The following is a 22521-nucleotide window of genomic DNA, read 5'->3' as shown; positions in this document are numbered from 1 at the left end:
CTGGGCCTCTATGTGCTGCAATTTTAGCGACTGGAGCACATGCATCACCTGTCGTTACAACCGCACCAGCTGCTGGGCCAGCTCCTCGCGAAACAGCGCCACCGTGCTCGCCAGGCCTTCTGCCAGCGGGATCCGGGCATGCCAGCCCAACGCCGCCAGGCGGCTCACATCCAGCTGTTTCTTCGGGGTGCCATCGGGCTTGTTTGTAGCCCACTCGATCGTGCCTTGGTAGCCCGTGGCGCTGGCCACATTCCAATAGGTGAGCTCACCAGGAGCTGGACTCCAATGCTCGAGAACAAACACGCAGGCCTCACCGAGGTCGTCCACATGCAAAAACTCGCGCAGGGGTGAACCCGTGCCCCAGCAGGTCACTCTCGGAGCCTTGGCTTCCGCGGCCTCATGGAAGCGGCGGATTAGCGCCGGCAGCACGTGGCTGTGGGTGGGGTGGTAGTTATCGCCAGGTCCATAGAGGTTGGTGGGCAACTGCTACGCAGAAGGCTGCGCCTACAGGCTGATTGCATCAAAGCCGTGCTGGATGCGCAGCGCTTCGCACAGCTTGATTCCGGCGATTTTGGCGATCGCGTACCACTCATTCGTGGGCTCCAGAGCTCCGGTGAGCAGCGCTTCTTCCTTAATCGGCTGCTCAGCGAACTTCGGGTCAATGCAGCTGCTGCCCAGAAATAACAACCGCCGCACCCCAGAGCGCCAGGTCGTTTCGATCACATGGGACTGGATCTTGAGGTTCTCCAGCAGAAAGTCCGCCGGGTCGCTGCTGTTGGCCTGGATACCGCCCACCTTGGCGGCGGCGAGCACCACCACCGAAGGTTTGTGCTTCGCGAACCAGGCTTCCACGGCGGAGCCGTCAAGCAAATCGAGTTCAGATCGGCTGGCGGTGAGCAGTTGGTGGTAGCCGGTGCGCTCGAGGGCGCGGCAGATCGCGCTGCCGGCCATGCCGCGGTGGCCGGCCACGACAATGCGGTCGGCGGGGGAGATCAGGGGGGCATGGCACAGATCTCATTCATGGAGAAGCCGATCAGGCGCGATGCAACGAGACGTCGTAACCCGGCCAGTGCCGATCCGACGACACGGCCATCAGACCCTCCACACGAGCCTGCGCAATCAACAGGCGGTCGAACGGATCCTGATGCAGCAACGGGAGCTGCGCTGTTTCAACCACATGCCCGTCAAGCACAGACAGAAGGGTGGCACCTCCAACTTGCCCAGACGGTGCTTGATGGCCACCTCCCAGATGCTGGCAACGGACACCACGCATGGGCTTACACACAACAGCCCTCGGGTATCGATGCGCAGCCTTGGATCATCGAGGAGCCACCAGAGCATTACCTGGGTGTCGAGCAACAGGCGCATCAGGTGTTGAACAGCTGAGCCACCTGCTCATCCACAGCTTCGCTAAAAGCCGCATCCACACGCGTCGCAAGCCCATCGGGCAAGGCCGCTGCCAGAGCTCCAGGCCGCTGCAAACCCTCCGCAGCAGCACACGGAACCAACCTCACTTGGGGGTTTCCATGGCTGGAAATGATCACCTCCTCACCGGCCAGGGCCGCCTTGACGAGGCGCGACAACTGGCTCTTGGCATTGAGCATGTTGACCTGCACGAGCATCAACCGCAAGCTTGGCCAGCTTAGCCAGGCTTGTGCCCTGCGGCGACGACAGCTGGGTTCGTCGGCGGGTTCTCCATCGAGCCCACCACCTGGAAGCCCTTGCGTTTGAGGTAGGCCTCTTTCTTCGCGTCGTCTCGGTCTACGGCCACCATCTCGGCCACGAGTTCTTCCAGGGTGGTGGTGGGCGTCCAGCCCAGCTTCTCTTTGGCCCTGGAGGGATCGTCCAGCAGGGTGTCCACTTCCGCCGGGCGGAAATAGCGCGGGTCGATGCGCACCACCACGGCGCCGGTGTCGGCGCGGGTGCCGGTTTCCTGGAGGCCCTCGCCCTGCCAATCGATGCCGCCCCAGCCGAGCTCGGAGGCCGCCAGTTCGATGAATCTCCGCACCGATTCCTGGCGGCCGGTGGCGATCACGAAGTCTTCTGGCTGCTCTTGCTGGAGCATGCGCCACTGCATCTCCACGTAGTCGCGGGCATGGCCCCAGTCGCGCAGTGAATCAAGGTTGCCCATGAACAGGCACTGCTCCAGCCCTGCATCGATCCGCGCCAGGCCACGGGGATCTTGCGGGTCACGAAGGTTTCGCCGCGGCGTGGGCTCTCGTGGTTGAAGAGGATGCCGTTGCAGGCAACCACGCCGTAGGGACTGCGCGGGTAGAAGGGGGTGGACTCCTTCTGGGGCACCTCCTGCACCAAGCCGTAGAGCTCACTGGTGCTGGCCTGGTAGATACGGGTTTTTGCTGTGAGCCCAAGCATCCGCACCGCTTCGAGAATGCGGAGAGTTCCGAGGGCGTCAGAATTGGCGCTGTATTCCGGCGCCTCGTAGCCGCCAGGCTTCTGCGAAGCAGTAGCTCAACGCCACGTGGCTCTGGGCGCCGAGGTTGTCAATCACATCAGGCTTGCACGTTCTGGAGGAACCGGATCAGGTTGGTGCTGTCGGTGAGGTCGCCGTAGTGGAGCACGAGGCGCGGTGGCTGTCCCTCATGACCAACATCGTGCGGGTCTTGGTAGAGGTGATCGATCCGGGTGGTGTTGTTTGCGAAGCGGGCCGGAGGCTCTAGCTGCTCGCCCGGCGCTTGATGCCGTGCACCACGTAGCCCTTCTCGAGCAGAAGCTCCGCCAGGTAACTGCCGTCCTGGCCGGTGATGCCGGTGATCAGGGCGGTTTTGGCGGAAGAGTTCGTAGTGGCGGAGGTGGTATCAGCGCTCATTGGGGAAACAGAAAAGACAAGCAGACATGCCAGCCCTGCCTGCAGCCAGCTCAGAACGGGAGGCCATGAACCAGCTGCCGATGGAACGTTCACACAGCCCAGATTTCAGCCAGTTGCAACCTCAAGCCGGGGAAATCGGCAGACGCGGTGAGCACCGTTGGATTCTCAAGCCGCTGCGGATCGCCGGCCGCAGACCACACCTCAACCGCGCGCTCTTCAGGCAGGAACAACCAGCCCAGGCAGGCACCGTTGCGCTGGTAAGCCGCCATCTTCTCGCGTAAGGCGCGCACGCCGCGTGGCCCCTCGTCGCTGGGACTGGCCAGCTCCACCACCAGGTCTGGGCAGAGGGGGGCGAAGCGTCGACGCTCATCGGCGCTGAGGGCCTGCCAGCGATCCAGGCATACCAACGAGGCGTCGGGGCTGACCACCGACCTGTCGGGGAGCTTGAATCCGCCTGAACTCTCAAACACCTTCCAGCGGCCACTTGTTTTGGCGTACTGCAGGAGCTGAAACAGGACCTCACTGTTGCGTCCGCTGGTTTCACTGCCCGTGGGCGTCATCGCAACGACACGGCCATCCGCGGCCAACTCAAGCACGGCCTCACGGTTCTCGGCGCACACCAGCTCGAATTGCTCAGGCGTGAGACGCAGCCCTGAAGGAAACCTCAGCGGCAGTACATCCGGAGTCGGACTGGGGGTGAACGTCATCGTTGATGGCCTGCACCACATTGACGCTAGCTGGAAATCAGGGTGCGGAGGCAGGCGATCGGTGGCAACGGCCAGGGCTGTGGCAAGCCGATTGGACACACCAAGTCTGCGATGGGTTCAGCGAACGGGAGCATGGCTCAACCGTCTCACGGATAACCAGTAGAAGGATTCTCTCACGACGACGCCATGCAGCGCATAGGGCCGATCGATCAAGCGACTCCTCGCTCAACCGACTCGTTCAACCACCAAAAAAGCCGCGACGCCAGGCATGCCCCTTCTCCGACCAGGGCCACCAGGTGGCGCACAGATCCCGCGACACCGCACGCAAGTCTCGGGCTGACACCGAATAATCCAAATCAGCCGCCAGGGCCGTGATCTGCTCCGGCGTTGTGGCTTCCGACACACGCTGCTGATGTTCAGGCGAACGTTCCAGTGCGTCGACGAACGTTTCGAGAGCTGAGGTCATAAAAAAAATCCACTCAAGCGTTCTCAGTATATTCTCACTCCCCTTTCAGAAAAGGAGGTGTTGCTACCACAAATCCCGCCGGCTCAGTTCGTGGTGTCGTTCACCAGGCGCAGCAGGGTCCAGATCGTGACCAAGCCGCTCACCGGTTGGCTCACGGCATTGATCGCATCGCTCGCCTGGGCGAGGCCGCTGCGATTCACCTTCACCGTGTCGCCATCACGCAAGGGTGGGTTTTTGTCATTCGAAGCTCCTTGACTCAAATCAATCGCAAAACGCTCCAGGGTGGCTGAACCGTTGCGATTGATCCGCACCAGCTCCACGTTGCCCTTGTTCGCCCGCCAGGCCCTGGGGCCACCAGCCGCCAACACCGCCTGCACCAACGGCGTGTTCGCCTGTAACTGCAACCGTCCCGGGGTTTCCACTTCGCCGATCACATTCACGTTGATCACCTGCGGCGAGAGGTTCACCGTCGCCAGTTCAATCGCTTCCTCCGGCGTCTCTTCGACCCGTGCCAGGCGAATGGTGTCGCCATCAAACAGAAAGGGGTTCTGGGTCTGGTTGCCCTCCAGGATCAGATCAAGCAGGTTGAGTTTGGCCTGCTTGTAGCGCACCGGTTGATCGCTGCCCGGCAGTCGCCGCTGCAGCACCACATCGCGCAGATTCGCCTTCTGGGTGATCCCCCCCGCCTTCTGAATCGCATCCACCACCGTGGGCAAGCCGCTGATGCTGGTGGTGGGGCCGCCCTCGGTTTGCACCGTCTCACTCACAGTGAGGGAATAAATCCCGGGCAGCTCCACCTGACCCACCAGCGCTACCCGAATCGGCCGCGGTCGCACCACCCGCAGCTGCAGATCCGGGCGCAACAATTGCTGCCCCATCAAGGTTTGCACCCACGCCGTGGCCTGCTGCAGGGTCAGCCCGCTGAGGCGCACGCTGCCGATCAGGGGCAAGGGCACTGACCCATCATTGAGCACCTCCAGTTGCCCCGACAACTCCGGCGCATCAAACAGCTTGAGGTCGAGCACATCGCCGGGGCCGATGATGTAAGCGTCGCCCTGCAACACCAGATCGCTGCGGTTCATGCCGCTCTGGTCCTGGGTCGCTGGCGCCACGATCGGCGCCTCCAACGACGGCGCTGCAGCCACACCGCTGACCAAAACGGGCTGACTGGCCAGCCATGACGCCAAGGCAAGTGTGCGCAACCGGGTCATGGGGAGAAGCGTGCTGAAGGGTCGTGATAGCGGATGCAGTGTCCCATGACAGATCGAAACGGGTTGCACCCGGGGCTTAAATAGTGCATCTCCTCAGTTGCGGCAATGTCGAATCTCGTTGCCAGCCCTGGCCAGAGCCCGGATTTCAATCCCCAGGGCATCCAGACCGTTCAGGTGCGCGACCTCGGGCAGGTGCCACCTGGGGTGAGCAGCGGTGATGACGAGATCAACCTGCGCGAGCTCTTGCGTGCCCTGAGGCGCCGCAAAAAACTGGTGGGTGTTACCGCACTGGTGGTTTTTTCGATTTCCGCACTTATCACAATTCGTGAACGAGTCATCAACCCTACCTATGTGGGTTCCTTCGCTCTGCTGATTACCGATCCGATCAGCGAAGAGGGGAGAGGCCGTCTTCCCGCTAACAATGACATGTTCGAGCAGTTGGCTCGCAACACGACCAGCAATGACATTGCCACCTTGATTGAGGTGTTGAGGAGTCCTCTGCTGTTAAGCCCGATCGCCAAACGCTTCGGCCTCAGCACCAACGGGCTCGCCGGAAAGATCACGATCATCGGAGGAAACAATCCCCGCGAAGCTGAGGGAATCCTCAAAGTGAGGCTCACGGGAAAGGATCCCGTTGAAGATCAACGGCTTTTATCGGCCCTCAGTGAAACCTATCTCCAGGCCGCCCTGCAGCAACGGCAGCAACGCCTGGCCGATGGCCTCGCTTTCCTGAACAAACAAGCGCCGGCGCTGCAGGCCAAAACCGATCAGATCCAGTCTGAAGTGGCCGCCTTCCGGCGCCAGCATTCCCTGCTCGAGCCCTCCACTGAAGGGGGAGCGCTGAAGGAACGCGAAGCGGGCATGGCCGCTCAGGTGCTCGATCTGCAGGCCGGACGCAACCGCCTGCTCAAGGTGCGCCAGGAAATCGCCAACGGCACCCTCACCGCCCGCGGCTTCCAGGAAGCGATCGGTGGCCTTGGTAACGGCACAACCGCCAGCGGCAGCGTTCAAGGCCTCACCATCAGCGATGTGGACCAGAGCCTGTTGCAACAACTGCTCAAGGTGGAAACAGAGCTGGCGGAAGCTCGCTCCAAATACAACCCTGACTCCTCCATGGTGCAAGGCCTGGAGGCACGGCTCAATCAGCTGAAACCGCTGCTCCGCAAGAACCAATTGGAAGCGGTGGATGCCGCGCTCAGCCTCAATGCCGGCCGCCTCGCCACAGCGAAGGCCCAGGAGCAGGAACTCAATGCCCAGTTCCTCAAACAACCGGCGTTGATCAAGCAATACGAAGCCCTGCAGACGCGGCTCACGATTGCGCAGGAGAACCTGGCCGGCCTCGTGAGCGCTCGTGAGAATTTCCAACTGGAAATCGCCCAGCGCAGCGTGCCCTGGCGGGTGATTGATCCACCGGAAATCAATCCCAATCCGATCAAACCCTCGGTGCCGCGCAACCTCGCCCTGGGCGCCGTGTTGGGGCTGGTGGCCGGCGCTGGCGCCGGCTTGCTGCGCGATCGCATGGATCATGTGTTCCACCATGCCGGTGAAGTGAAGGATGAGCTGGGCTTGCCCCTACTGGGCCACGTTCCTTATGTGAGTTTTTTCCAGGGGGTGCGAGAAAACAAGCGCTTCATGCTCAAGGAGCTCGACACTCAGACCCTGCCGGTGAGCGATCCCCAGCAGAAACAGGAGGCCCGTTACCAACGCTTCTTCTATCAAGAGGCCTTCCGCAACCTATTCACGTCGCTGCGCTTCCTCAACAGCGACCGGCCGCTGCTCTCGATCGCCCTCACCAGCTCCCTGCCGTCGGAAGGCAAATCACTGGTGATCAGCCTGCTGGCGAAAACCCTTTCGGAAATGGACCAACGGGTGCTGCTGATTGATGCCGACATGCGCAAACCGCAGTTGCACACCCGCTTGGGGCTCAACAACCTGCGCGGACTGTCCAATCTGCTCAGCGATGAAGCGCCCGCCTGGCGCAACGCTCTGCAACAGGTGGAGGGCTATGAGGGATGGTCGGTGATCACCGCCGGGCGCCGTCCCCCGGATCCCGCCCGGCTGCTCAGTTCCGGGCGCATGCACCAACTGGTGCAGGACCTCGAAGCGAGTGGCGACTTTGATCTGATCCTGTTCGATACGCCACCGGTGCTCGGCCTCGCCGATGCCTCCCTGGTGGCCGAACACTGCGATGGTCTGATGTTGCTGGTGAGCCTGGATCGCGTCGATCGCGGCCTGCCCCGGGAAGCGGTGAACCGCATCCGCAGCAGCGGTGCCCCCCTGCTGGGCATCGTCACCAATGCGATCAAACCGGAGCGGCAGGGTGCCTCGGCCTACGGCTACGGCCAATACGGCTACGGAAAATATGGCTATGGCTATGGCTATGGCTATGGCAGCTACGGCTATGCCGCCTACGACCCTGCAGCGGCCTACGCCCATTACGCCGAAGCGGAGCCTGAGGGCGGCGACGCTGCGGGAGCATCATCCCGTCAGCAACGACGGGTGACAGCGGCCCCGAAAGCCCCCAGCAGCCTGCGCGAGCGGGTTGCTCAGCGCCGGCGCCAGCTGATGCGTTGGCTCGACAGCTGATGGTGGCGCCGATCACAGCCCTATCGCCCCGTCGCTTCCGGATCGACTGGGTGCTCGTCAATGCACTGGCGGTGGGTCCGGCACCGCGGGCTGAGCAGCATCTGCAACGCCTGCACGACGCCGGCATCCGCGCTGTGTTCAGTCTCTGCAGCAACGAGGAAGCCCCAGCCCCAGCCGGTCTGGAGGAGCGCTTTTGCTGCAAGCGCCTGGTGCTGCCGGATCACCGCAGTGCAGACGTGCTCGAACTGGGGCAGCTGGAGGACGCGCTTCAGCAGCTGGCGGCGCTGCGCCAGGTGGGACCAGTGTTTGTGCATTGCGTGGCAGCCATGGAGCGTTCGCCGCTGGTGTGCATGGCCTGGTTGGTGCAAACCCAGGCACTCTCCCCCACCGAGGCGCTCGACTATCTGATGCAGGTGCACCCCGGCACCAACCCACTGCCGCGCCAGCTGGCGTTGTTGCGGCAACTCAACCACGTGGGAGTGGCAGCATGACCCGCAGCTGGCTTGCAGCCCTGCTGTTGCTCACCGCCAGCGGCACCGCCGCTTCGGCGCAGGAGCTGCAGTGGCAACCGATCCCCCCCCTGCCGGCGTTGCCGGAGAACAACGCGGCCAACACCGTTGTTGCGAAGCCGCTCCTGTGGGAACCCGTGCCCGCGGCAACCGAACCGCCTACGTCGACGTTGACGTCGACCACACCACTGCCGCCTCCGACCACGCTCGTGTGGGAGCCGGTAACCCCGAGCGACAGCACACCCAGCAGCACCTCGATTGCGGTGATGCCGGAAGCGAACCCAACCATCAGCGCCAGGGGGTGGCTGGTTTGGGAACCGGTGGACAGCGACAGCGTGATCGTGGCGGAGGAGAACCCTCAAATGGTGATCCAAAACGCGACTGAAGCCATTCAGATCGCACGGCGCGCTTTCGCTGAAGCCTCTCCCACTTACTCCAGCTCGAGAGCGTTGTGGCGCAATGAGCGATGGCTACCACAAATCAGTTATCTCGTCCCAAACGGATATGGCCCCTATGGCGTCATGTTTGACGTCAGCGTGACCGGAACCGATTGCAACCTGGGGAAAGGACCTTGTGAAGCGTTTACCACCTTTGATGACTGGCAAAAATCACTCGATACTCAGGCCAACGGAAGCACCTATTTCAATCTAGGATTTGGCGACACCCAAACCTGGGGTGGATTGTTCATAACAACCAGTGCTGAAACCATTTCGGGCGCCATTGGAAGTGGTGATGGGCCTCTCGTCGACAGCAACCGCATCCTTCAAGGTGTCCAGACAGGTCTACATTATTCCAAAGCCATTGGTCCAGACACGTCCTTCCGAACAGGGGTCGAGAATCTGATCACCTGGGACAGCCAGGATTTCACCTTTTCAGACATGACCCGCAATTTTTACTTTGTGGGCAGTCAACGCCTCAGACTTAAGCCTCCTGAAAACGCAAGCCCATGGTTTCGCAATCTCTACCTCACGGCAGGGGTCGGCAACGGCGAATTCAAACCAATCGAACAAACCTTCCAAGACCAAACTCAGGCCCTGAGAGATGCAGGTTGTGCAACCTATGGATTCACTCCAACCAATCCCTGCAGTAACGAACGCTTCAAGCGAGCACTAAGAACAGGCAGCGACTATGGACAAATTAATCCCATAGCCTCCATTGCCATCGAAGCCTTGGATGGCCTACACATCATCGGTGAATGGAGCGGCCGCAATCTCAACGCAGGTATCAGTTGGAGGCCATTCAACGAAATCGGTCTGGTCATCACCCCCATGATTGAGAGCATTGTGAGCAATTGCGAATATCCTGGCTGCCGCGTTACGCCAATTGATGGCTATCCAGAGCGCGTACCACTCCCCGATGCCGTTTTGACAGAACGGGTACGGCTGAGTCTGCAGGCGTCGCTGCAAATCAAATTCTGATTGCACACAAGCTTTCCAGCAATAGTTTTCAATCGACTATGAGGCGCTCACTCAAGATCGGCCTTGTCTCTTTTGCCTGGGGCGATGAGCATCGCGGTGGCCTGGAAACCCATGTTCACGGAATCGCCCATGACTTACGCGCCATTGGCCATCAGGTTTTTGTGCATTGCGTGAATACCACGGGATCGGGCGAACGCTTTGCCACGCGTGGCTGGATGGACAATGGCATTCAGATACAGGAAATGAATTACTGCTATGAAGACACCAAATGCCTCATGGACTTTCAGCGCGTGCCACAAGCTGAAGTCATCCTCGAACACTGGGTCAATCACTATCAACTCGACCTTCTTGACTTCCACCACAATTTATTTTTTGGCATCCGATCCATTGCCACTCTCAGCAAATCACTTCCCTGCGTAGCAACCTTGCACGACTACTGGACGCTCGACCCTCGCGGGCAACTCTTCAGCAATCAAAATACCATCATCGCCCCAGACGATCACGAAGCCTGGGAACAAAACGCTTTACAGACCTGGCCTTATCAAACAGCCAAAAGCCTCGAGTCATCAGAATACTATCAGTCTCACCATAACCATTCAAATCTTAGGTCATCACGACCGCTATCTCTCAAAACAGCCTGGACGCAGTACAGCGATCACTGCCTAAAGCATGCAGCAGCAGTGATTTCGCCATCTCGACAAGCCGCTGACATTCACCAGCAACACGGAATCACCGGCCCAATTCAAACCATTGAAAATGGGCTCAACCTCGTCTTTGCACGAGAAAGCCTCAGCAGAGAGAAGCAAAGCTCAGCACCCGCAACCCATAACAAAATACGCATCGCCATCCTCGGAACGATTGCACCGCACAAAGGCCAGCTTCTCTTCTGCCAAGCTTGTCTTCAGTCAGACCTGCACACTATCGTTTCAATTCAGCTGCATGGCCCCTGTCCAACCAGCTACCACGGCAATCAATCGAGCCAGCTAGCGATCAAACACATCAGCCAAGATCACCCCGACGTCGTCACACTGCAAGGGCCTTACGACAGAGCCGATCTGCCCTTCATCTTTTCACAGACAGATCTCGTGGCGATGCCATCGTTGTGGCATGAAGTGTACGGATTTGTCGCCAGAGAAGCCCTGGCCTATGGTCTTCCGATCATCACAACCAATGCAGGTGGATTGTCAGCTCTAGAGGGCCAAGAAGGTGTTTTCACCTTACCGATGATGGAGCCCAATCGATGGAGCGACATCCTCAGCCTGGGATTCAGTGAAGGTCCGCTGTATCGCTGGGTCTATCGGAGACGTCAACATCGTCCTGTTCCATCCGATCACCTGCGTGATGTGGAGGCCTGCGCGAGTGATCTTTCCAGGATTTATCACTCGGTGATCGAGACCTCAAGCCATCAGTCAACGCAAACCGCCATCCCCAACGGTCGGCCATCAACGTGATTCGGTTCCATCTGTTGCGGCCACCAGGGGCTACCGCTGCGTAAGCGGCCGGGCCAGCGACCTTGGAGCCGTTGGAGGGCCTGGTGAGCCGTACGGCTGGCCTGGGCATCGCGGCTCTGGCTTTCGTGGTGGATCAATACCGCCTCAGGGGGGATCACATGGCGGTAGCCCAAGGAGCCCAGCCGCAGACACAGATCCACATCGTTGAATTCCACCGGGAGTCCTTCATCGAAACCACCGAGCTGTATCAAAAGCTCCCGGCGCAGCATCAGGCACGCCCCGGTGACCGCACCCCAACCCGTGAGCAGGCCGCTGCGGCCGCGATGCACGCCATGGCTGAGGGGAAGATGGCGATAGGCATGGTCGGCACCACCATGGACGCCCAGAACCACGCCACCGTGCTGCAAGGTGCCATCGGGATACAACAGATTGGCGCCGACGCAACCCACCACCGGACGCAGCGCCTGGGCCACCATCGCCTCCAGCCAACCGGATTGCCGCGCCTCAATGTCGTTGTTGAGGCAGAGCAACACCTCACCACGAGCCCGCGCTGCCGCTTGATTGTTGAGCTGGCTCCAATTGAACGGCTGCTCCAGCCGCACCGTGGTCATCGCGTCACCCAACCGTTGCTGCCAGCGACAAAGCAGCTCCGTGGTGGCCTGCTCCACCGAGCCGTTGTCGATCAGCACCAACGCGAGATCGATCCCCTGGGCCCGCGCCGCCTCCGTGCTGTCCCAGACGCTCTGCAAACACACCTGCAACAGATCGGCGCGATCGCGGGTGGGAATGAGCAGCGAGCAGCCAACGCGCTTCGGCAGGGCCCAGTGCAGCTGAAAACAGCCGGGGCGCTGGGGCAAAGGCGTCACCGCCTGCACCGCTTCGCCCTGCGCCTGCAGATGGGCGAACAGGGCCGCAGCCTCAGCTTCCAACTGAGAGTCTTGATCGGCTCTGCCCTGAGGGCCGCCGCTCGCCATCCCCTGATGGCTGAGCAGCAACGGGCAGGGCTCGATCCGCGGGCTGCGCTCCAACGCCGCCAGCTGCCAGCGGAAGCGGCCCGCCGGATCCGTTGGCGGCAAGGGCAGCGTCTGATGACGCAGCCAACTCAGGCGCCACACGCTCAAGCCACCAAGCCAGGGACTGCTCCAGAAGCTCTCCGGCACCCAACCCGGCTTGAACCAGGGATCGCAGCGCCGGCCGTCAGGCTCAAACCGATCTTCATCGGCATACATCACATCCGGCAACGCCCAGCAGCCCCGCTGGCGTGGGCTCAAATCCGCCACTGCCTGGCCGGCCTGTTGCCAGGGCAAGGCCTGCGCCAACCACCCCTCCAACGCCTGGAGCGCCCCCGGCCGCAACTGGGTCTGCGGGCCGAGCAACACCAACCAGCCCTCCACAGGCCAAGGCGAGGCTCCCAGCGGTGCTCGGCGCGGCTGCAAGGACGCCGAACCATGCAAAGCCCGCCACTGGCCCTGGCCATCCAACGTCCAAAACTGTTGCGTGAGGGGCGTGAACGGATCGGGCAGGCGGGGTTCGTGGTGCCGAATCCAATGCTGGTAGCTGTCGCCCGCCACAACTCCAGCGCTGCGCGCCTGCTGCAGTTGGTGAGCGATCCAGCCCTCCGCCGGCAGCGCATGCAACGCCCAGGCAAACGCCTCGGCCGCCTCCGGCCAGCGCTGCTGCTCCATCAACAGTTCACCAGCAGCAAACCAGTTCCAACCCAGCCAGGGATCGAGCGCACAACTGCGCTGCTGAGCCGCCAGAGCCTGGTGGGGTTCACCGACAGCGCGCAGGCTCTTGCCCAGCAGGTGATGGCCACTGGCATGGTCGGGCTGCAACGCCAACAACCGACGCAGCAAAGCCTCTGCCCGCCCCCACGAGGCCTGCTCCACCGCGGTGGCCGCCTGGGCGTAGAGCTCCTGGCCATTGAGATTGGCGCTCACGGCCGCAACAACTCGCGATACAGCAGCGCGGCCTGGCGGTAGTCGCCCTCAGCCTCCAGGGTTTCCGCCAGAACCTCAGCAATCGCGCGGTTGGCGGGATGCAAGCGGCGCAGATCCTGCAGAAAAGCCAGAGCTTCCTGGCGAGCGTGATCGCCCGGGGGTTGCGCCAAGCCGACCCGGCACCAACCCAACCAGCGGTCGCTGGGCACCGCCTCCGGCTCCAGCTGCAACCACTGCCGGCGCAACTGCAGGGCCAGAAGCGGTTGCTCCAGCTGACTCGCCGCCGTGGCGAAATTGCGCAGCAGCGCGGCCCGTTGATCGGGCTCCAACACCGCCAAACCTCGTTGATGCAGGGGTTGCAACAGAGCGGCTGCCTGGCTGGCCTGGCCTGCCGCCAACAGGGCCGCCGCCAGGTTGATCCCATGCTCGGGCGCCTGGCCAGCGGCGGCGTAGGCCGCTTCAAAACTGGCGATCGCCTCAGCGACGCGACCACAGAGCATCAGCGCCTTGCCCTCGAGGCTGCGACCTCTGGCGGGCAGGAGTTCCGGCTCTGGCACCAGCTCGCGCAAGCCCGCCAACACCTGCTGGGCGCTCTGCGGCGTCAGCTCCTCCGCCAGTTCGGCGATGCGCTCGTCAAGGCCGCTGCCACTGCCCACGCGCAACAGGGCCGCTTCGGTGATCAGGCCTTCGATCTGCTCCTCGCGGCTGTCCAACAGACGCTGCTGTTGCTGCTGCTCAGGCAACAGCTGTCGCAACTGGTCCCGTTCCTCCATCAGCATCGCCAGGGCCTGGCGATAAAACGGCACTGCCAGTTCGATTGCCCCGCGGGCATTCATCGATTCCGCCAGCTCGTAGTAGCGATCGGCCATGGGCAGCTCGTTCGGCAACGCCTCCTCACTGGGCCTGGCTTGGCTGGGCTTGGCTTGGCTGGGCTTGGCTTGGCTTGGCTTGGCTTGGCTTGACTTGGCGTTGCGCTTGGAGCTGCGTTTGCTGCCCCCGCCGCTTGCGTTGCCCGACGTGGAGCCTTTGCTGGCGCGCGGCATGACCCTGTGCAGATCGCAGCACAAGTCTGTCATCGGATGACAGCATCAAGCCCCTGAGTCTTCGGTTGCCGCCGTGGCCTTCGCTCCCCCCATCAGTGTGGTGATGCCGATGCGCAATGCCGCCCCCTGGCTGCCCCCCCTACTGGCGGCCCTGGTGCGCGAATGGCACACCGGGTTCGACCTGATTGCCATCGATGACGCCAGCAGCGATGGCAGCGACGCTCTGCTGCAGCGGCTCTGCGCCCACTGGCCCCAGGAGCGCTGGCAGTTGATCCGCGCTGGTGGGTGCGGTGTCTCCGCGGCCCGCAATGCGGGCGTCGCCGCCAGCCGGGCCCCCTTGATCGCCTTTCTCGATGCCGATGATCGTCCACTGCCAGGGCGCCTGTCCTTGCCGCTGCAGGCCTTCGCTCGATATCCCCACCTGAGCCATGTGCATGGAGGGTGGTGGCGCTGTGATGACGCCGGGCGTCATCAACACACCGTGAGGCCCTGGCAGGAGGGGGCCGGTTTCAGCTGGCGCAGCTTCATGCAGCACAAGGCTGTGCTGCCCAGCGCCTGGACCGTGCGTCGCGACGCTTTGCTCGCCGTGGGCGGGTTTGATCCCCAGCTACGCCACTCGGAAGACGTGGATCTGCTCTTGCGTCTGGCGGCAGCCGGTCACGAGGGAGCCTGGATCGAGCAGGAGCTGGTGCGCTACCGCCTGCATGGCGCCAATGCCAGCGGCCGCACCAAGGCCCAGTTGCAGGGGTTGCTGGCGGTGATGGAGCGCCACCTGGAAGCAGTGGGGGCCAGCGAGCCAGGCTGGGCCCGCAGCCAGCGCTACGACACCACCACCTGGGCCAGCTGGCAAGCCTGGAGCGATGGCGCCCCAGATCTGGCTCTGCAGTTGCTGCAGCAGGCGTTGGAGGATTGCCCGTATCCCCTCCCGAGGCGACCGGTGCACTACCTGGAAGTATTCGCGCGCAGCTGCGCCCGCGTTGGCCAGCGCTTCGATGCCGAAGCACTGCAGGCCAGCCGCTTCTGGCGGCAAGCCCAGGAGCTGCTCTTGGCGCGATGACCGCAAGCAGCAGCTCCACCACCAACGCTCCAACCCTTCACGCCGAAGCGCTGGAAGCGCTGGATCGGGGGCGACCGCGCCGGGCCCTCAGCGCCTGGCACAGCCTGCTGCTGCAGGAGCGCCCTGCCGTGGAGGCCCACCTGGAGGCCGCCGCTGCCGGGCTGTGTCGCGATCCGATCGCGCCCCTGAGGCGCCAGGCGCTCGAACTGGCCAGGATGCTGCTGGCTGGCGATCCCGGCGAGGCGGGCGTCAGTCGTCTTGGCGCCCTGCTGCAGGGCTGGGGGGAGATCTGCCTGCCCGAGGTGCCCAGCCGAGCCCTGCAACATCTGGAGCGAGCCTGGGGCTGCGGTCGCCAGCAGCGCCTCGATGCCCAGCTGGCCGACTTATACGACCGGCTGGGGTACCACACCGGCGCCCAACTACTGGCCAAACCGACGGCACCACCGGAACCATGGCTGCAGCCCCCCTGCGCCGCCCAGGCCTGCCTCCCCTGCCAGAAGCAGGCGAACCCGGCGGATCCGCCGTTGCAGCTGACCCAACTGCCACGGGGGCGCATCTGGGTGCCCCGCCAGCGCAATCCCTGGCGACTCAGCCATGGCGTGGCGGTGCAGGACGCCTCAGGCCAATGGCTCACCCAACTCTGCCGCCATTATCCCTGGCCCTGGCCCGCCTGCCCGCATCGTCAGGCGCTGGAACATTTGACGATCGAGCATTTGCGTCAGGCCGAAAGGGATCGACCACCGGCCCAACATGCCGCAGGCCCTGTGCTGGCGGTGGCGGAGCTCTCGGCGGAACTGTTCTTCCACTGGCAGTTGGAACTGCTGCCGCGCCTCGGCCGCTGCTGGCAGGCCGCGCTGCAGCAGTGGCCCGATCTGCGCCTCTGGCACAACGGCGGTTCACCTGCCTACGTGCGCCAAGCGCTGCAACGCCTCGGCATCGGACCGGAACGGCTGCTGCCGGCCAGCGATCACCTCCAGGCAGAGCTGCTGCTCGTGCCCAGCTTCACCAGCCATTTCGGTCGACCCGCCAACGGCAATCTCACCTGGCTGGAGCAGTTCTGGGGGATCGAGCAGGGGAACGCTGACGCTGAAACAAGGCTGTGGCTGGGGCGCGGCACCAGCCAGCGCCGCCCGGCCCTGGCGGAACGCCTGTGGCAAAGCCAGCTCGGCATCCCCGCCCTCTCGCTTCGCAGCGTGCAGCAGCAGTTGCACCAGGTGGCGGCGGCCGGAACCCTGATCGCACCCCACGGTGCCGCCATGGCCAATCTGCTCGCTGCCCGGCCCGACACGGACGTGATCGAGCTGGTCAACCCCGCCTATGCACCCACTTATTTCGATCCGTTGATCCAGCGACGCCAGCTGCACCACCGTCGCCTTGAAGCCGCCGCAACACCGCTACCGCTGCAGGAATGGCTCTATGAGGGGCCAGGCTTGTATCCCATTGATCTGCGACCTGGCGCCAGTGAAGCGGCAGACACCTTGGCCGCACTGGACACGTCATCATGAGCGGTATGCGTGAGACCCTGCCAGCCGATCTGGATCAGGCCCTGATCGATCTGGAAGCTGACGCGCCCACACCCAGCGCCTTCGAACGGGTGGCCCGCTGGCGACGAGCCTGCGGCGACGCTGAATCAGCAGCCGAATGGCAAACCTGGAGCCTGCTGCCGCCCGAGCAGGCTGACCTCCGCACCGCCCTGGCCGAGTGCTGGCGGCGACTGGGACGGTTCGATCAAGCGGCCCGCTTGTTGAACGCACAGGCTCCGAGTTGGCACCAACTCGCCATGTTGCCTCAGGAGCAACTGCTGCTGGTGTCCAGCGAGCACTTGTTTGCCCATCCCGAGGACGAGCTGAACAGGATTCTGGCCTTCCTGCAACGACCGACAGACAACAGGGATCTGCTGCCCCACTGGCGCGCCTGCAGGGGATGCACAACCTCCATCAGACGCTCCCAGGCGATCTGCTGCAACGGATCCGGGACACGCTGGATCGGCACTGCCGAAAGAGTTGTGCAAGGATCAATCAAAAAAGAGTCCACCGCAACTGACTGACGAGGACGGCTGGGCTATTTTCGCTGGAAATTGGATCCCTAACACGTGTCCGCCTTTATCCCTCCCGTTCCCCCTGTCGCACCCGACAGTCCCGGCGCGGTGATCATCGAACCCATTGTACAGCGCAACGCTGTGGGCGAAACACCTGCGGCACCCATTGGCACAGGCCAGAAAGCCATTATCACAACGCCCGATTCCTCATCGGATAATCCCGTTGCGCTCAACATCACCGATAATGTATCCGATGGGTCCGTTGAAGTTGCCGCGGCGACTGAGCGTGCAAATGTCTATATCGTCGGAAACCAAGCGGCAGACAACGCAGCTCGAGTCGAAATCGGCCTTGGCACGGATGAAAACGGCGCTATCCAATCCAATGCCGGCTCTACCGTCCAGGTAGCCGATTACTATAAAGGCGAATTCATCGTCAACTACGACAACGCCATCCCGGTACCTGGAGTCAAAGTTGACCTCAACACACAGACGGTTGGCAATTCAACCGCTGATTTTCGAGATACTTCTCAAGGAACGATCGCGCAGAATGCTCCCGGCAACTTGACTCCTGACGCCCCAAACGCTCCTGATTTTTACATCAAAACCGGAGCCGCCAACGACGAAATCAAAGGTTCCGCCGCCAACGACTTCATTCGTGCAGGCGCAGGCGACGACATCGTGAATGGCGGCGAAGGGAATGACATCATTCGTGCAGGAGCAGGCAGCGACGAGGTGACACTTGGCCCCGGAGCTGACTCCTACTATCTGACGTTTGACCAGTTCCTGACTCCAGACGGTGCGGCTACCAACACAACAGATATTATTACAGACTTCAATCCAGCTGAAGACAGCATTCAACTTGCGGCCAGCCTTGATGTGGAAACAACCATCACGGGCTTGGGCAGCAGTGAGGTAACCATCACTTACAACACTAGCGACCCGGTGAGCACTCTGTTACTGGTCAGCCAAAATGGGGAAGTGATCAACGAAGTTCAGTTTGTTTGAGTTGTACTTCGCCTGACTTCATCTCTGTCCCGCTGTGGGTGCTCGGCATGCACCGCAGTGGGACATCTTTTTGTGTGCGGGCGCTCGAACGTCACGGCGTGCAGTTGCCCCCCAATCTGCTACCGCCCGCCGCCGACAATCCCGACGGCTTTCAGGAATCCGCCGATCTGGTGGCCCTCAACGACGCCTGGCTGGCGGCGATGGGCTGCCAGTGGGATGGCAGCTGGCCCCTCGCGATCACCGAAGCCAACGACGCTGGCCTGCAGACCGGCTTAGCGCGGGAAACGCGCCGCCTGCTGGAGAACTGGTGCGCAGCCGCGACCCCGTCTCCCGGCGTCACGGCCCGACCAGCCCTTGCCCTCAAGGATCCGCGCCTCTGCCGCACCTTGCCCCTGGTGTCGGCCGCGCTGGGGCCCCACTGGCTCCACCACGGGATTGCCATCGTGCGTGATCCCGCCGCCGTGGTCGCTTCGATCGGCTACCGCGACGACATGCCGCCCCTGAAGGCCCTTGCCCTCTGGCTGCGATACAACCTCGATCTGGTGCAGTGCCGTCAACGTCATCCCCGCGTGGGGCATTGGCCCCTGCTCAACTTTGAGCGCCTGATCGCTGATCCAGACGCCGAATTGCAACCGGCCCTGGCGGTGTTGCAGGCTTCCGGCCTGCAGCTTGCGTCCACACCGAATCGGCCGCCGGCATGCCGTCGCTTGCCCCAGCCACCCTCCAACCTGGAAGGGGTGCCCCAGGCCTGGCTTGACCTGGCCCGTCGCTTCCATGCCGCCCTCGGTGCCGCCGCCTGCCTGGCCGCCGTGCCCGATGCTGTGCTGGCGGAGGTGAGCGATCTCCTCGATCACACCCCAGCGCTGAGCCAACAGCTGCTCGCCCTGGAGGCGCGGCGCCGCGACCATCTGGGGCGCATGCTGGCGCAGGAACGCCGAGGACTGGCCGAGGCTGGCCTGCTTGGTTCCGCTGATCTGAAAGCTCTCGAGCAACGCCGCACAGACGCACGCAGCACAGAGCCGGCCTATGTGCGCCTCAATCAGGTGTGCATCGACCTGCGCGGCCGCAATGACCGCCGCTCGCTCAAACAGTTGCTGCGGCCCCAGGGGCCCAGCGGTCTGCGCCCCCTCGCCCTCGACCAGCTCGATCTGCTGATCGGCCATGGCGAGCGCATCGGGCTGCTCGGCCACAACGGCAGCGGCAAAACCACCCTGCTGCGTTTGCTCGGGGGCATCTACAGCCCCACCGCCGGGACAATCCAGCGGGATGGGCCGCCACTGGCGCCGGTGATCGAGCAATCGCTGGGCTTCTCGCAGGAACTCACCGGCCTGCAATTGGCCCGCTTCAGCCACCGCCTCTATCGCGCCGCCAGCCAGAGCTGGAGTGACTACCGCGCTGCGATCGAAGCCTTCACCGAACTCGGTGACGCTCTGGCCACACCGATCAAAACCTGGTCGCTGGGGATGCGCACCCGCTTGTCGTTTGCCCTGATCACCTTTCGCGATGTGCAAGGGCTCGCCCTCGATGAGGGCCTCGCCGCCGGCGACCAGTGGTTTCAACGCAAGGCCCGCAGCCATCTGGATCGCTTCATCGAGGCGGCCGGCACGCTGGTGCTCGCGTCCCACTCCGAGGATCTGTTGCGTCGCTACTGCACGCGCGGCCTGATCCTGGAGCGGGGCCGGCTCGTGTATGACGGCAGCCTCTTCCGCGCCCTGCAGCTCTACAAAGGACAACTGAACTGATGCGACTGCTCGCCAGCTACCGGCCCCTGCTCCCCGCCCTCGCCTACGGGGCCTGGCTGCGCATCCGCATGCAGTTCGCCCGCACCCTGCTCGGCAGCAGCTGGATCGGCCTTTCCACCCTGATCAGCATGGCGGTGCTCGGCACGATCTACGGCACGCTCACGGGCATCGACGACTGGAGTGCCTACTGGGTGTATGTGGCCCTGGGCTTGGTGAGCTGGAACACCCTCTCCACCGCGATCAACAGCAGCTGCACCGTGCTCGAGCGGGCACGGGAGCGCCTGCTCAACCAACCCCTGCCGGTGGGGGTGGTGGTGCTGGAGGAATGGCTCACCACCAGCCTGGCCCTGCTGATCGCCCTCACGGCGGTGCTGCTGGTGATGGGATTCCTCGAACCCCAGCTCTGGCTTCATCTACTCCAGGGCGGCTGGCTCGGCCTCCTCAACCTGCTCCTCGCTTGCCTCTGGCTCACCCTCCTGATCGCTCCGATCGCCGTGAGTTTTGCCGACATCCACCAGCTCATGCCCGTGCTGCTGCAGATCGGCTTTCTGGCCTCACCGATCCTGTTCTATCGCCGCAGCCTCGGTGCCCTCGGCTGGGTCAGCGACCTCAACCCGCTCTATGCCTGGGTGCGCCTCGCCCGCGATCCCTTCCTCGGGCAACCCCACTGGGTCCTGGAGTGTCTCGTGCTGCTCGGCCAGGTGCTGCTCGTGCTGCTACTGCTGGCCCGCCTCGACCGTCGCCGCATGGCCGTGATCCGCTGGCTTTAACCGGCAAAGCCGATGATCGGCGGGCGCAGATAATCGGCCAGCTCCTCCGGATCCACCAGAGACGCCGCACCGCCTGCCACCAGCAAAGGATCGAGCATCTGCTCTTCGTTGCTCTCCAGCAACCAGCGCTTCAGGAACGGACAGCCATCCAGCAGCAGAGGGATCGCCCAGTAGTGGGCCGGGGAATGGAAATTGAGAGAACTGAGTCCGGTGGCCAACAATTGCTGCTGGATCCACACCGCCGCCTCCCGCGAGCAGTGGCGCTGCAGTTGCTCCAACAGCTCGGCGCTGGCGATCTGGGCTCTGAGACGGCTCACCGGATGCAGGGCCTGCAGCGCCACGCCCTGGTCCATCAACAGCTGCGACAGCCCGATCTCCCCCTCCCGGATCGCCACCGTCATGCCGCCCCAACCGGGATACTGGCGCCAATAGGCATCCCACCAGGGGTGTTGCAGCACCGAACCGGGCAGGTGCAGGCCATAGCTCTGCAGGTGATAGCCGTTCTGAAACGAGTCGCTGAAGCCCAGCACCGCCTCCGCCGCACCCTCCAGGAAGCGTGGCCAGCTGCTCGCCGCCAGGTCCGCCACCGGATACACGCTGTCGTTCAACAGCAACAAGCGCTCACACTGAGTCCAGAGCCTCTGGGACTGCAGCGCAAGCCAGCCATCCTGAAAGGCGCCGAAATCCCGGCCCTGGTTCAGGCGCCGCAACCAACCCACATCCTCTCGCCGGCACCAATCCAGGGCTGCCGCATCCAGCCGGTCGCTGAGCAGCAACACCGCCCAGCCATGGGCGCGCAGATCCTGAAGCTCGCGGCGGATGCAGCGCTGCAACCACCCCTTGGGGTGGTAATGCGAAAACAGCACCCAGCGGCGCTCCCCCCGTTGCCAACTCTCCGGCAACTGCAACTCCTGCACCCGGCTGAGGCTCTGAATCGCTGCCAGCTGGCGTTGCTCCCGGCCCCGATGCAGCGGTGCGGTCCAGCGCTGCCACTGGCCCTGGCCCTGCTGCAAGCCGCGGCGCACTTCTTGTTTCAGCCGCACCCGCACGCCCATCAGAGCGGCTCCGCCGTGAAGTAATGACCAGGCAGAAAGGCGGTGCCGGTGTTGATGCTGCTGGCAGCGTCACGAAAGGCCGCCGCGGCGAAGCGCACCGGCACAAAGCGGAAATCAATGCTCGCCACCGACACTCCCTCCCGGTTGAGCGGGCAGCCATGGAGGCGATCGATATGGTCGAACAGAATCACCTCACCGGCCTGCAGGTCCATCGGTGCGAAATCGTGGGCGCCGGCGGTCTGTTCCACATGCAAGGCCGCACTGGCGGGCATGGGGGTCAGCGCGCAGATCGCGTTCAGTTCGTAACCGCTGTGGCCGAAATCGGAATCACGATGAAAGCTGCCCACCCAGCGGTTCCCCGGCAGTCCGAAGCGATAAGTGGGGATCACCTGCACATGGCAGGGTTCCCCGATCACATCCTCGATCAGCCGCCGGCAGAGAGCCTCATACAACGGGCGTTGCTGTGGATGCTGGGCGTAGAACCGCTGATGCGTGTCGGTGGAGTTGTCGGCGCCGGGCTGGAACAGGGGATAGGGGCCCACATGCGCATGCAGCTGGGTGAGGGGCAGCCCAATCGCTTCAGCCACCGCGTCAGCAAACGCACGAGCCTCAACGCAATCCTGCAGGCGATGCAGATGCAGGTCGCGCCGGCGTTGCTGCGCTGCAGAGAGAGCTGACTGCGTGATCATGGCGGCA

The 22521-nt window shown here is 63.1% G+C and carries 20 protein-coding genes and 2 pseudogenes; 11 read left to right on the top strand and 11 right to left on the bottom strand.

Annotated elements, in window-relative coordinates; genetic code table 11:
- Positions 1–54 precede the first annotated feature (54 nt).
- From SynBMKMC1_RS01260 to SynBMKMC1_RS01230, 7 genes and pseudogenes are all read right to left on the bottom strand, one after another.
- A pseudogene (locus SynBMKMC1_RS01260) lies at positions 55–996 on the bottom strand (GDP-L-fucose synthase family protein).
- Between the two features lie 37 nt (positions 997–1033).
- Positions 1034–1273: a hypothetical protein gene (locus tag SynBMKMC1_RS01255; protein ID WP_255486249.1), complete on the bottom strand. Its 240-nt coding sequence runs from the start codon at positions 1271–1273 to the stop codon at positions 1034–1036.
- A gap of 94 nt (positions 1274–1367) precedes the next feature.
- Entirely contained in the window at positions 1368–1622 is a 255-nt protein-coding gene (locus tag SynBMKMC1_RS01250) for a type II toxin-antitoxin system Phd/YefM family antitoxin (protein ID WP_255486248.1), read from the bottom strand.
- Between the two features lie 20 nt (positions 1623–1642).
- A pseudogene (gene gmd / locus SynBMKMC1_RS01245) lies at positions 1643–2827 on the bottom strand (GDP-mannose 4,6-dehydratase).
- Between the two features lie 89 nt (positions 2828–2916).
- Complete coding sequence (locus tag SynBMKMC1_RS01240) at positions 2917–3534, bottom strand: Uma2 family endonuclease (protein ID WP_186472437.1); 618 nt, start codon at positions 3532–3534, stop codon at positions 2917–2919.
- Between the two features lie 238 nt (positions 3535–3772).
- Positions 3773–4000 carry a Nif11-like leader peptide family natural product precursor gene (locus tag SynBMKMC1_RS01235; RefSeq protein WP_186472436.1) on the bottom strand — a complete coding sequence of 76 codons (228 nt, stop codon included), beginning with the start codon at positions 3998–4000 and terminating at the stop codon, positions 3773–3775.
- A gap of 83 nt (positions 4001–4083) precedes the next feature.
- Positions 4084–5211, bottom strand: coding sequence for a polysaccharide biosynthesis/export family protein (locus SynBMKMC1_RS01230; RefSeq protein WP_186472435.1), 1128 nt, complete (start codon positions 5209–5211; stop codon positions 4084–4086).
- Positions 5212–5316: 105 nt separating this feature from the next.
- On the opposite strand from SynBMKMC1_RS01230, the gene SynBMKMC1_RS01225 reads away from it, so the two are divergent.
- The 5 genes from SynBMKMC1_RS01225 to SynBMKMC1_RS01205 all read left to right on the top strand — a co-directional run bounded on the left by SynBMKMC1_RS01225 (position 5317) and on the right by SynBMKMC1_RS01205 (position 11175).
- The gene (locus tag SynBMKMC1_RS01225; protein WP_186472434.1) at positions 5317–7797 is read left to right on the top strand and encodes a polysaccharide biosynthesis tyrosine autokinase; all 2481 of its coding nucleotides are present in this window, start codon (positions 5317–5319) and stop codon (positions 7795–7797) included.
- The gene (locus SynBMKMC1_RS01220) at positions 7782–8288 is read left to right on the top strand and encodes a dual specificity protein phosphatase (RefSeq protein ID WP_255486247.1); all 507 of its coding nucleotides are present in this window, start codon (positions 7782–7784) and stop codon (positions 8286–8288) included. The genes SynBMKMC1_RS01225 and SynBMKMC1_RS01220 overlap by 16 nt, the downstream gene beginning before the upstream one ends.
- Before the next feature lie 70 nt (positions 8289–8358).
- Positions 8359–8691 (top strand): hypothetical protein, encoded by a 333-nt coding sequence (locus tag SynBMKMC1_RS01215; RefSeq protein ID WP_186472433.1) that lies wholly within the window; start codon positions 8359–8361, stop codon positions 8689–8691.
- The gene (locus tag SynBMKMC1_RS01210; RefSeq protein ID WP_186472432.1) at positions 8627–9724 is read left to right on the top strand and encodes a hypothetical protein; all 1098 of its coding nucleotides are present in this window, start codon (positions 8627–8629) and stop codon (positions 9722–9724) included. The genes SynBMKMC1_RS01215 and SynBMKMC1_RS01210 overlap by 65 nt, the downstream gene beginning before the upstream one ends.
- 38 nt (positions 9725–9762) lie before the next feature.
- Positions 9763–11175 (top strand): glycosyltransferase, encoded by a 1413-nt coding sequence (locus SynBMKMC1_RS01205; RefSeq protein ID WP_186472431.1) that lies wholly within the window; start codon positions 9763–9765, stop codon positions 11173–11175.
- Here SynBMKMC1_RS01205 and SynBMKMC1_RS01200 read toward each other — a convergent pair.
- Both SynBMKMC1_RS01200 and SynBMKMC1_RS01195 read right to left on the bottom strand, forming a co-directional pair.
- Positions 11130–13115 (bottom strand): glycosyltransferase, encoded by a 1986-nt coding sequence (locus SynBMKMC1_RS01200; RefSeq protein ID WP_186472430.1) that lies wholly within the window; start codon positions 13113–13115, stop codon positions 11130–11132. The genes SynBMKMC1_RS01205 and SynBMKMC1_RS01200 overlap by 46 nt on opposite strands.
- A complete protein-coding gene (locus tag SynBMKMC1_RS01195) occupies positions 13112–14158 on the bottom strand; it encodes a hypothetical protein (RefSeq protein ID WP_186472429.1) in 1047 nt (348 codons plus the stop codon). The genes SynBMKMC1_RS01200 and SynBMKMC1_RS01195 overlap by 4 nt, the downstream gene beginning before the upstream one ends.
- Before the next feature lie 73 nt (positions 14159–14231).
- Here SynBMKMC1_RS01195 and SynBMKMC1_RS01190 point away from each other — a divergent pair, with 73 nt between their 5' ends.
- From SynBMKMC1_RS01190 to SynBMKMC1_RS01165, 6 genes are all read left to right on the top strand, one after another.
- The gene (locus SynBMKMC1_RS01190; RefSeq protein WP_186472428.1) at positions 14232–15215 is read left to right on the top strand and encodes a glycosyltransferase family 2 protein; all 984 of its coding nucleotides are present in this window, start codon (positions 14232–14234) and stop codon (positions 15213–15215) included.
- Positions 15212–16720, top strand: coding sequence for a DUF563 domain-containing protein (locus SynBMKMC1_RS01185; RefSeq protein ID WP_186472427.1), 1509 nt, complete (start codon positions 15212–15214; stop codon positions 16718–16720). Before SynBMKMC1_RS01190 ends, SynBMKMC1_RS01185 begins: the two co-directional genes overlap by 4 nt.
- A 5-nt stretch (positions 16721–16725) precedes the next feature.
- Positions 16726–17262 (top strand): hypothetical protein, encoded by a 537-nt coding sequence (locus SynBMKMC1_RS01180; protein ID WP_186472426.1) that lies wholly within the window; start codon positions 16726–16728, stop codon positions 17260–17262.
- Between the two features lie 45 nt (positions 17263–17307).
- On the top strand, positions 17308–18258 hold the full coding sequence (locus SynBMKMC1_RS01175) for a calcium-binding protein (RefSeq protein WP_186472425.1): 951 nt from the start codon (positions 17308–17310) through the stop codon (positions 18256–18258).
- A gap of 98 nt (positions 18259–18356) precedes the next feature.
- Positions 18357–20000, top strand: a complete 1644-nt coding sequence (locus SynBMKMC1_RS01170; protein ID WP_222930371.1) for an ATP-binding cassette domain-containing protein — start codon at positions 18357–18359, stop codon at positions 19998–20000.
- Complete coding sequence (locus tag SynBMKMC1_RS01165) at positions 20000–20770, top strand: ABC transporter permease (RefSeq protein ID WP_186472423.1); 771 nt, start codon at positions 20000–20002, stop codon at positions 20768–20770. The genes SynBMKMC1_RS01170 and SynBMKMC1_RS01165 overlap by 1 nt, the downstream gene beginning before the upstream one ends.
- Here SynBMKMC1_RS01165 and SynBMKMC1_RS01160 read toward each other — a convergent pair.
- Both SynBMKMC1_RS01160 and SynBMKMC1_RS01155 read right to left on the bottom strand, forming a co-directional pair.
- A complete protein-coding gene (locus SynBMKMC1_RS01160) occupies positions 20767–21825 on the bottom strand; it encodes a hypothetical protein (RefSeq protein WP_186472422.1) in 1059 nt (352 codons plus the stop codon). The two genes, SynBMKMC1_RS01165 and SynBMKMC1_RS01160, sit on opposite strands and share 4 nt — an antisense overlap.
- Positions 21825–22514, bottom strand: a complete 690-nt coding sequence (locus SynBMKMC1_RS01155; RefSeq protein ID WP_186472421.1) for a hypothetical protein — start codon at positions 22512–22514, stop codon at positions 21825–21827. The genes SynBMKMC1_RS01160 and SynBMKMC1_RS01155 overlap by 1 nt, the downstream gene beginning before the upstream one ends.
- Between the last annotated feature and the right edge of the window lie 7 nt (positions 22515–22521).

Source organism: Synechococcus sp. BMK-MC-1, from assembly GCF_014279955.1.
In the GTDB taxonomy this organism is placed as follows: Bacteria; Cyanobacteriota; Cyanobacteriia; order PCC-6307; family Cyanobiaceae; genus Synechococcus_C.
The sequence above is the reverse complement of the archived record's forward strand: the minus strand, read 5'-3'. Positions and strand labels throughout refer to the sequence as shown.

What these genes read in the sequence shown, in the direction of transcription:
- SynBMKMC1_RS01255 (WP_255486249.1), bottom strand. Translation starts at nt 1,273, where the DNA reads ATGCGTGGTGTCCGTTGCCAGCATCTGGGAGGTGGCCATCAAGCACCG.
- SynBMKMC1_RS01250 (WP_255486248.1), bottom strand. Translation starts at nt 1,622, where the DNA reads ATGCTCGTGCAGGTCAACATGCTCAATGCCAAGAGCCAGTTGTCGCGC.
- SynBMKMC1_RS01240 (WP_186472437.1), bottom strand. Translation starts at nt 3,534, where the DNA reads ATGACGTTCACCCCCAGTCCGACTCCGGATGTACTGCCGCTGAGGTTT.
- SynBMKMC1_RS01235 (WP_186472436.1), bottom strand. Translation starts at nt 4,000, where the DNA reads ATGACCTCAGCTCTCGAAACGTTCGTCGACGCACTGGAACGTTCGCCT.
- SynBMKMC1_RS01230 (WP_186472435.1), bottom strand. Translation starts at nt 5,211, where the DNA reads ATGACCCGGTTGCGCACACTTGCCTTGGCGTCATGGCTGGCCAGTCAG.
- SynBMKMC1_RS01225 (WP_186472434.1), top strand. Translation starts at nt 5,317, where the DNA reads ATGTCGAATCTCGTTGCCAGCCCTGGCCAGAGCCCGGATTTCAATCCC.
- SynBMKMC1_RS01205 (WP_186472431.1), top strand. Translation starts at nt 9,763, where the DNA reads ATGAGGCGCTCACTCAAGATCGGCCTTGTCTCTTTTGCCTGGGGCGAT.
- SynBMKMC1_RS01195 (WP_186472429.1), bottom strand. Translation starts at nt 14,158, where the DNA reads ATGCCGCGCGCCAGCAAAGGCTCCACGTCGGGCAACGCAAGCGGCGGG.
- SynBMKMC1_RS01185 (WP_186472427.1), top strand. Translation starts at nt 15,212, where the DNA reads ATGACCGCAAGCAGCAGCTCCACCACCAACGCTCCAACCCTTCACGCC.
- SynBMKMC1_RS01180 (WP_186472426.1), top strand. Translation starts at nt 16,726, where the DNA reads ATGCGTGAGACCCTGCCAGCCGATCTGGATCAGGCCCTGATCGATCTG.
- SynBMKMC1_RS01165 (WP_186472423.1), top strand. Translation starts at nt 20,000, where the DNA reads ATGCGACTGCTCGCCAGCTACCGGCCCCTGCTCCCCGCCCTCGCCTAC.
- SynBMKMC1_RS01160 (WP_186472422.1), bottom strand. Translation starts at nt 21,825, where the DNA reads ATGGGCGTGCGGGTGCGGCTGAAACAAGAAGTGCGCCGCGGCTTGCAG.
- SynBMKMC1_RS01155 (WP_186472421.1), bottom strand. Translation starts at nt 22,514, where the DNA reads ATGATCACGCAGTCAGCTCTCTCTGCAGCGCAGCAACGCCGGCGCGAC.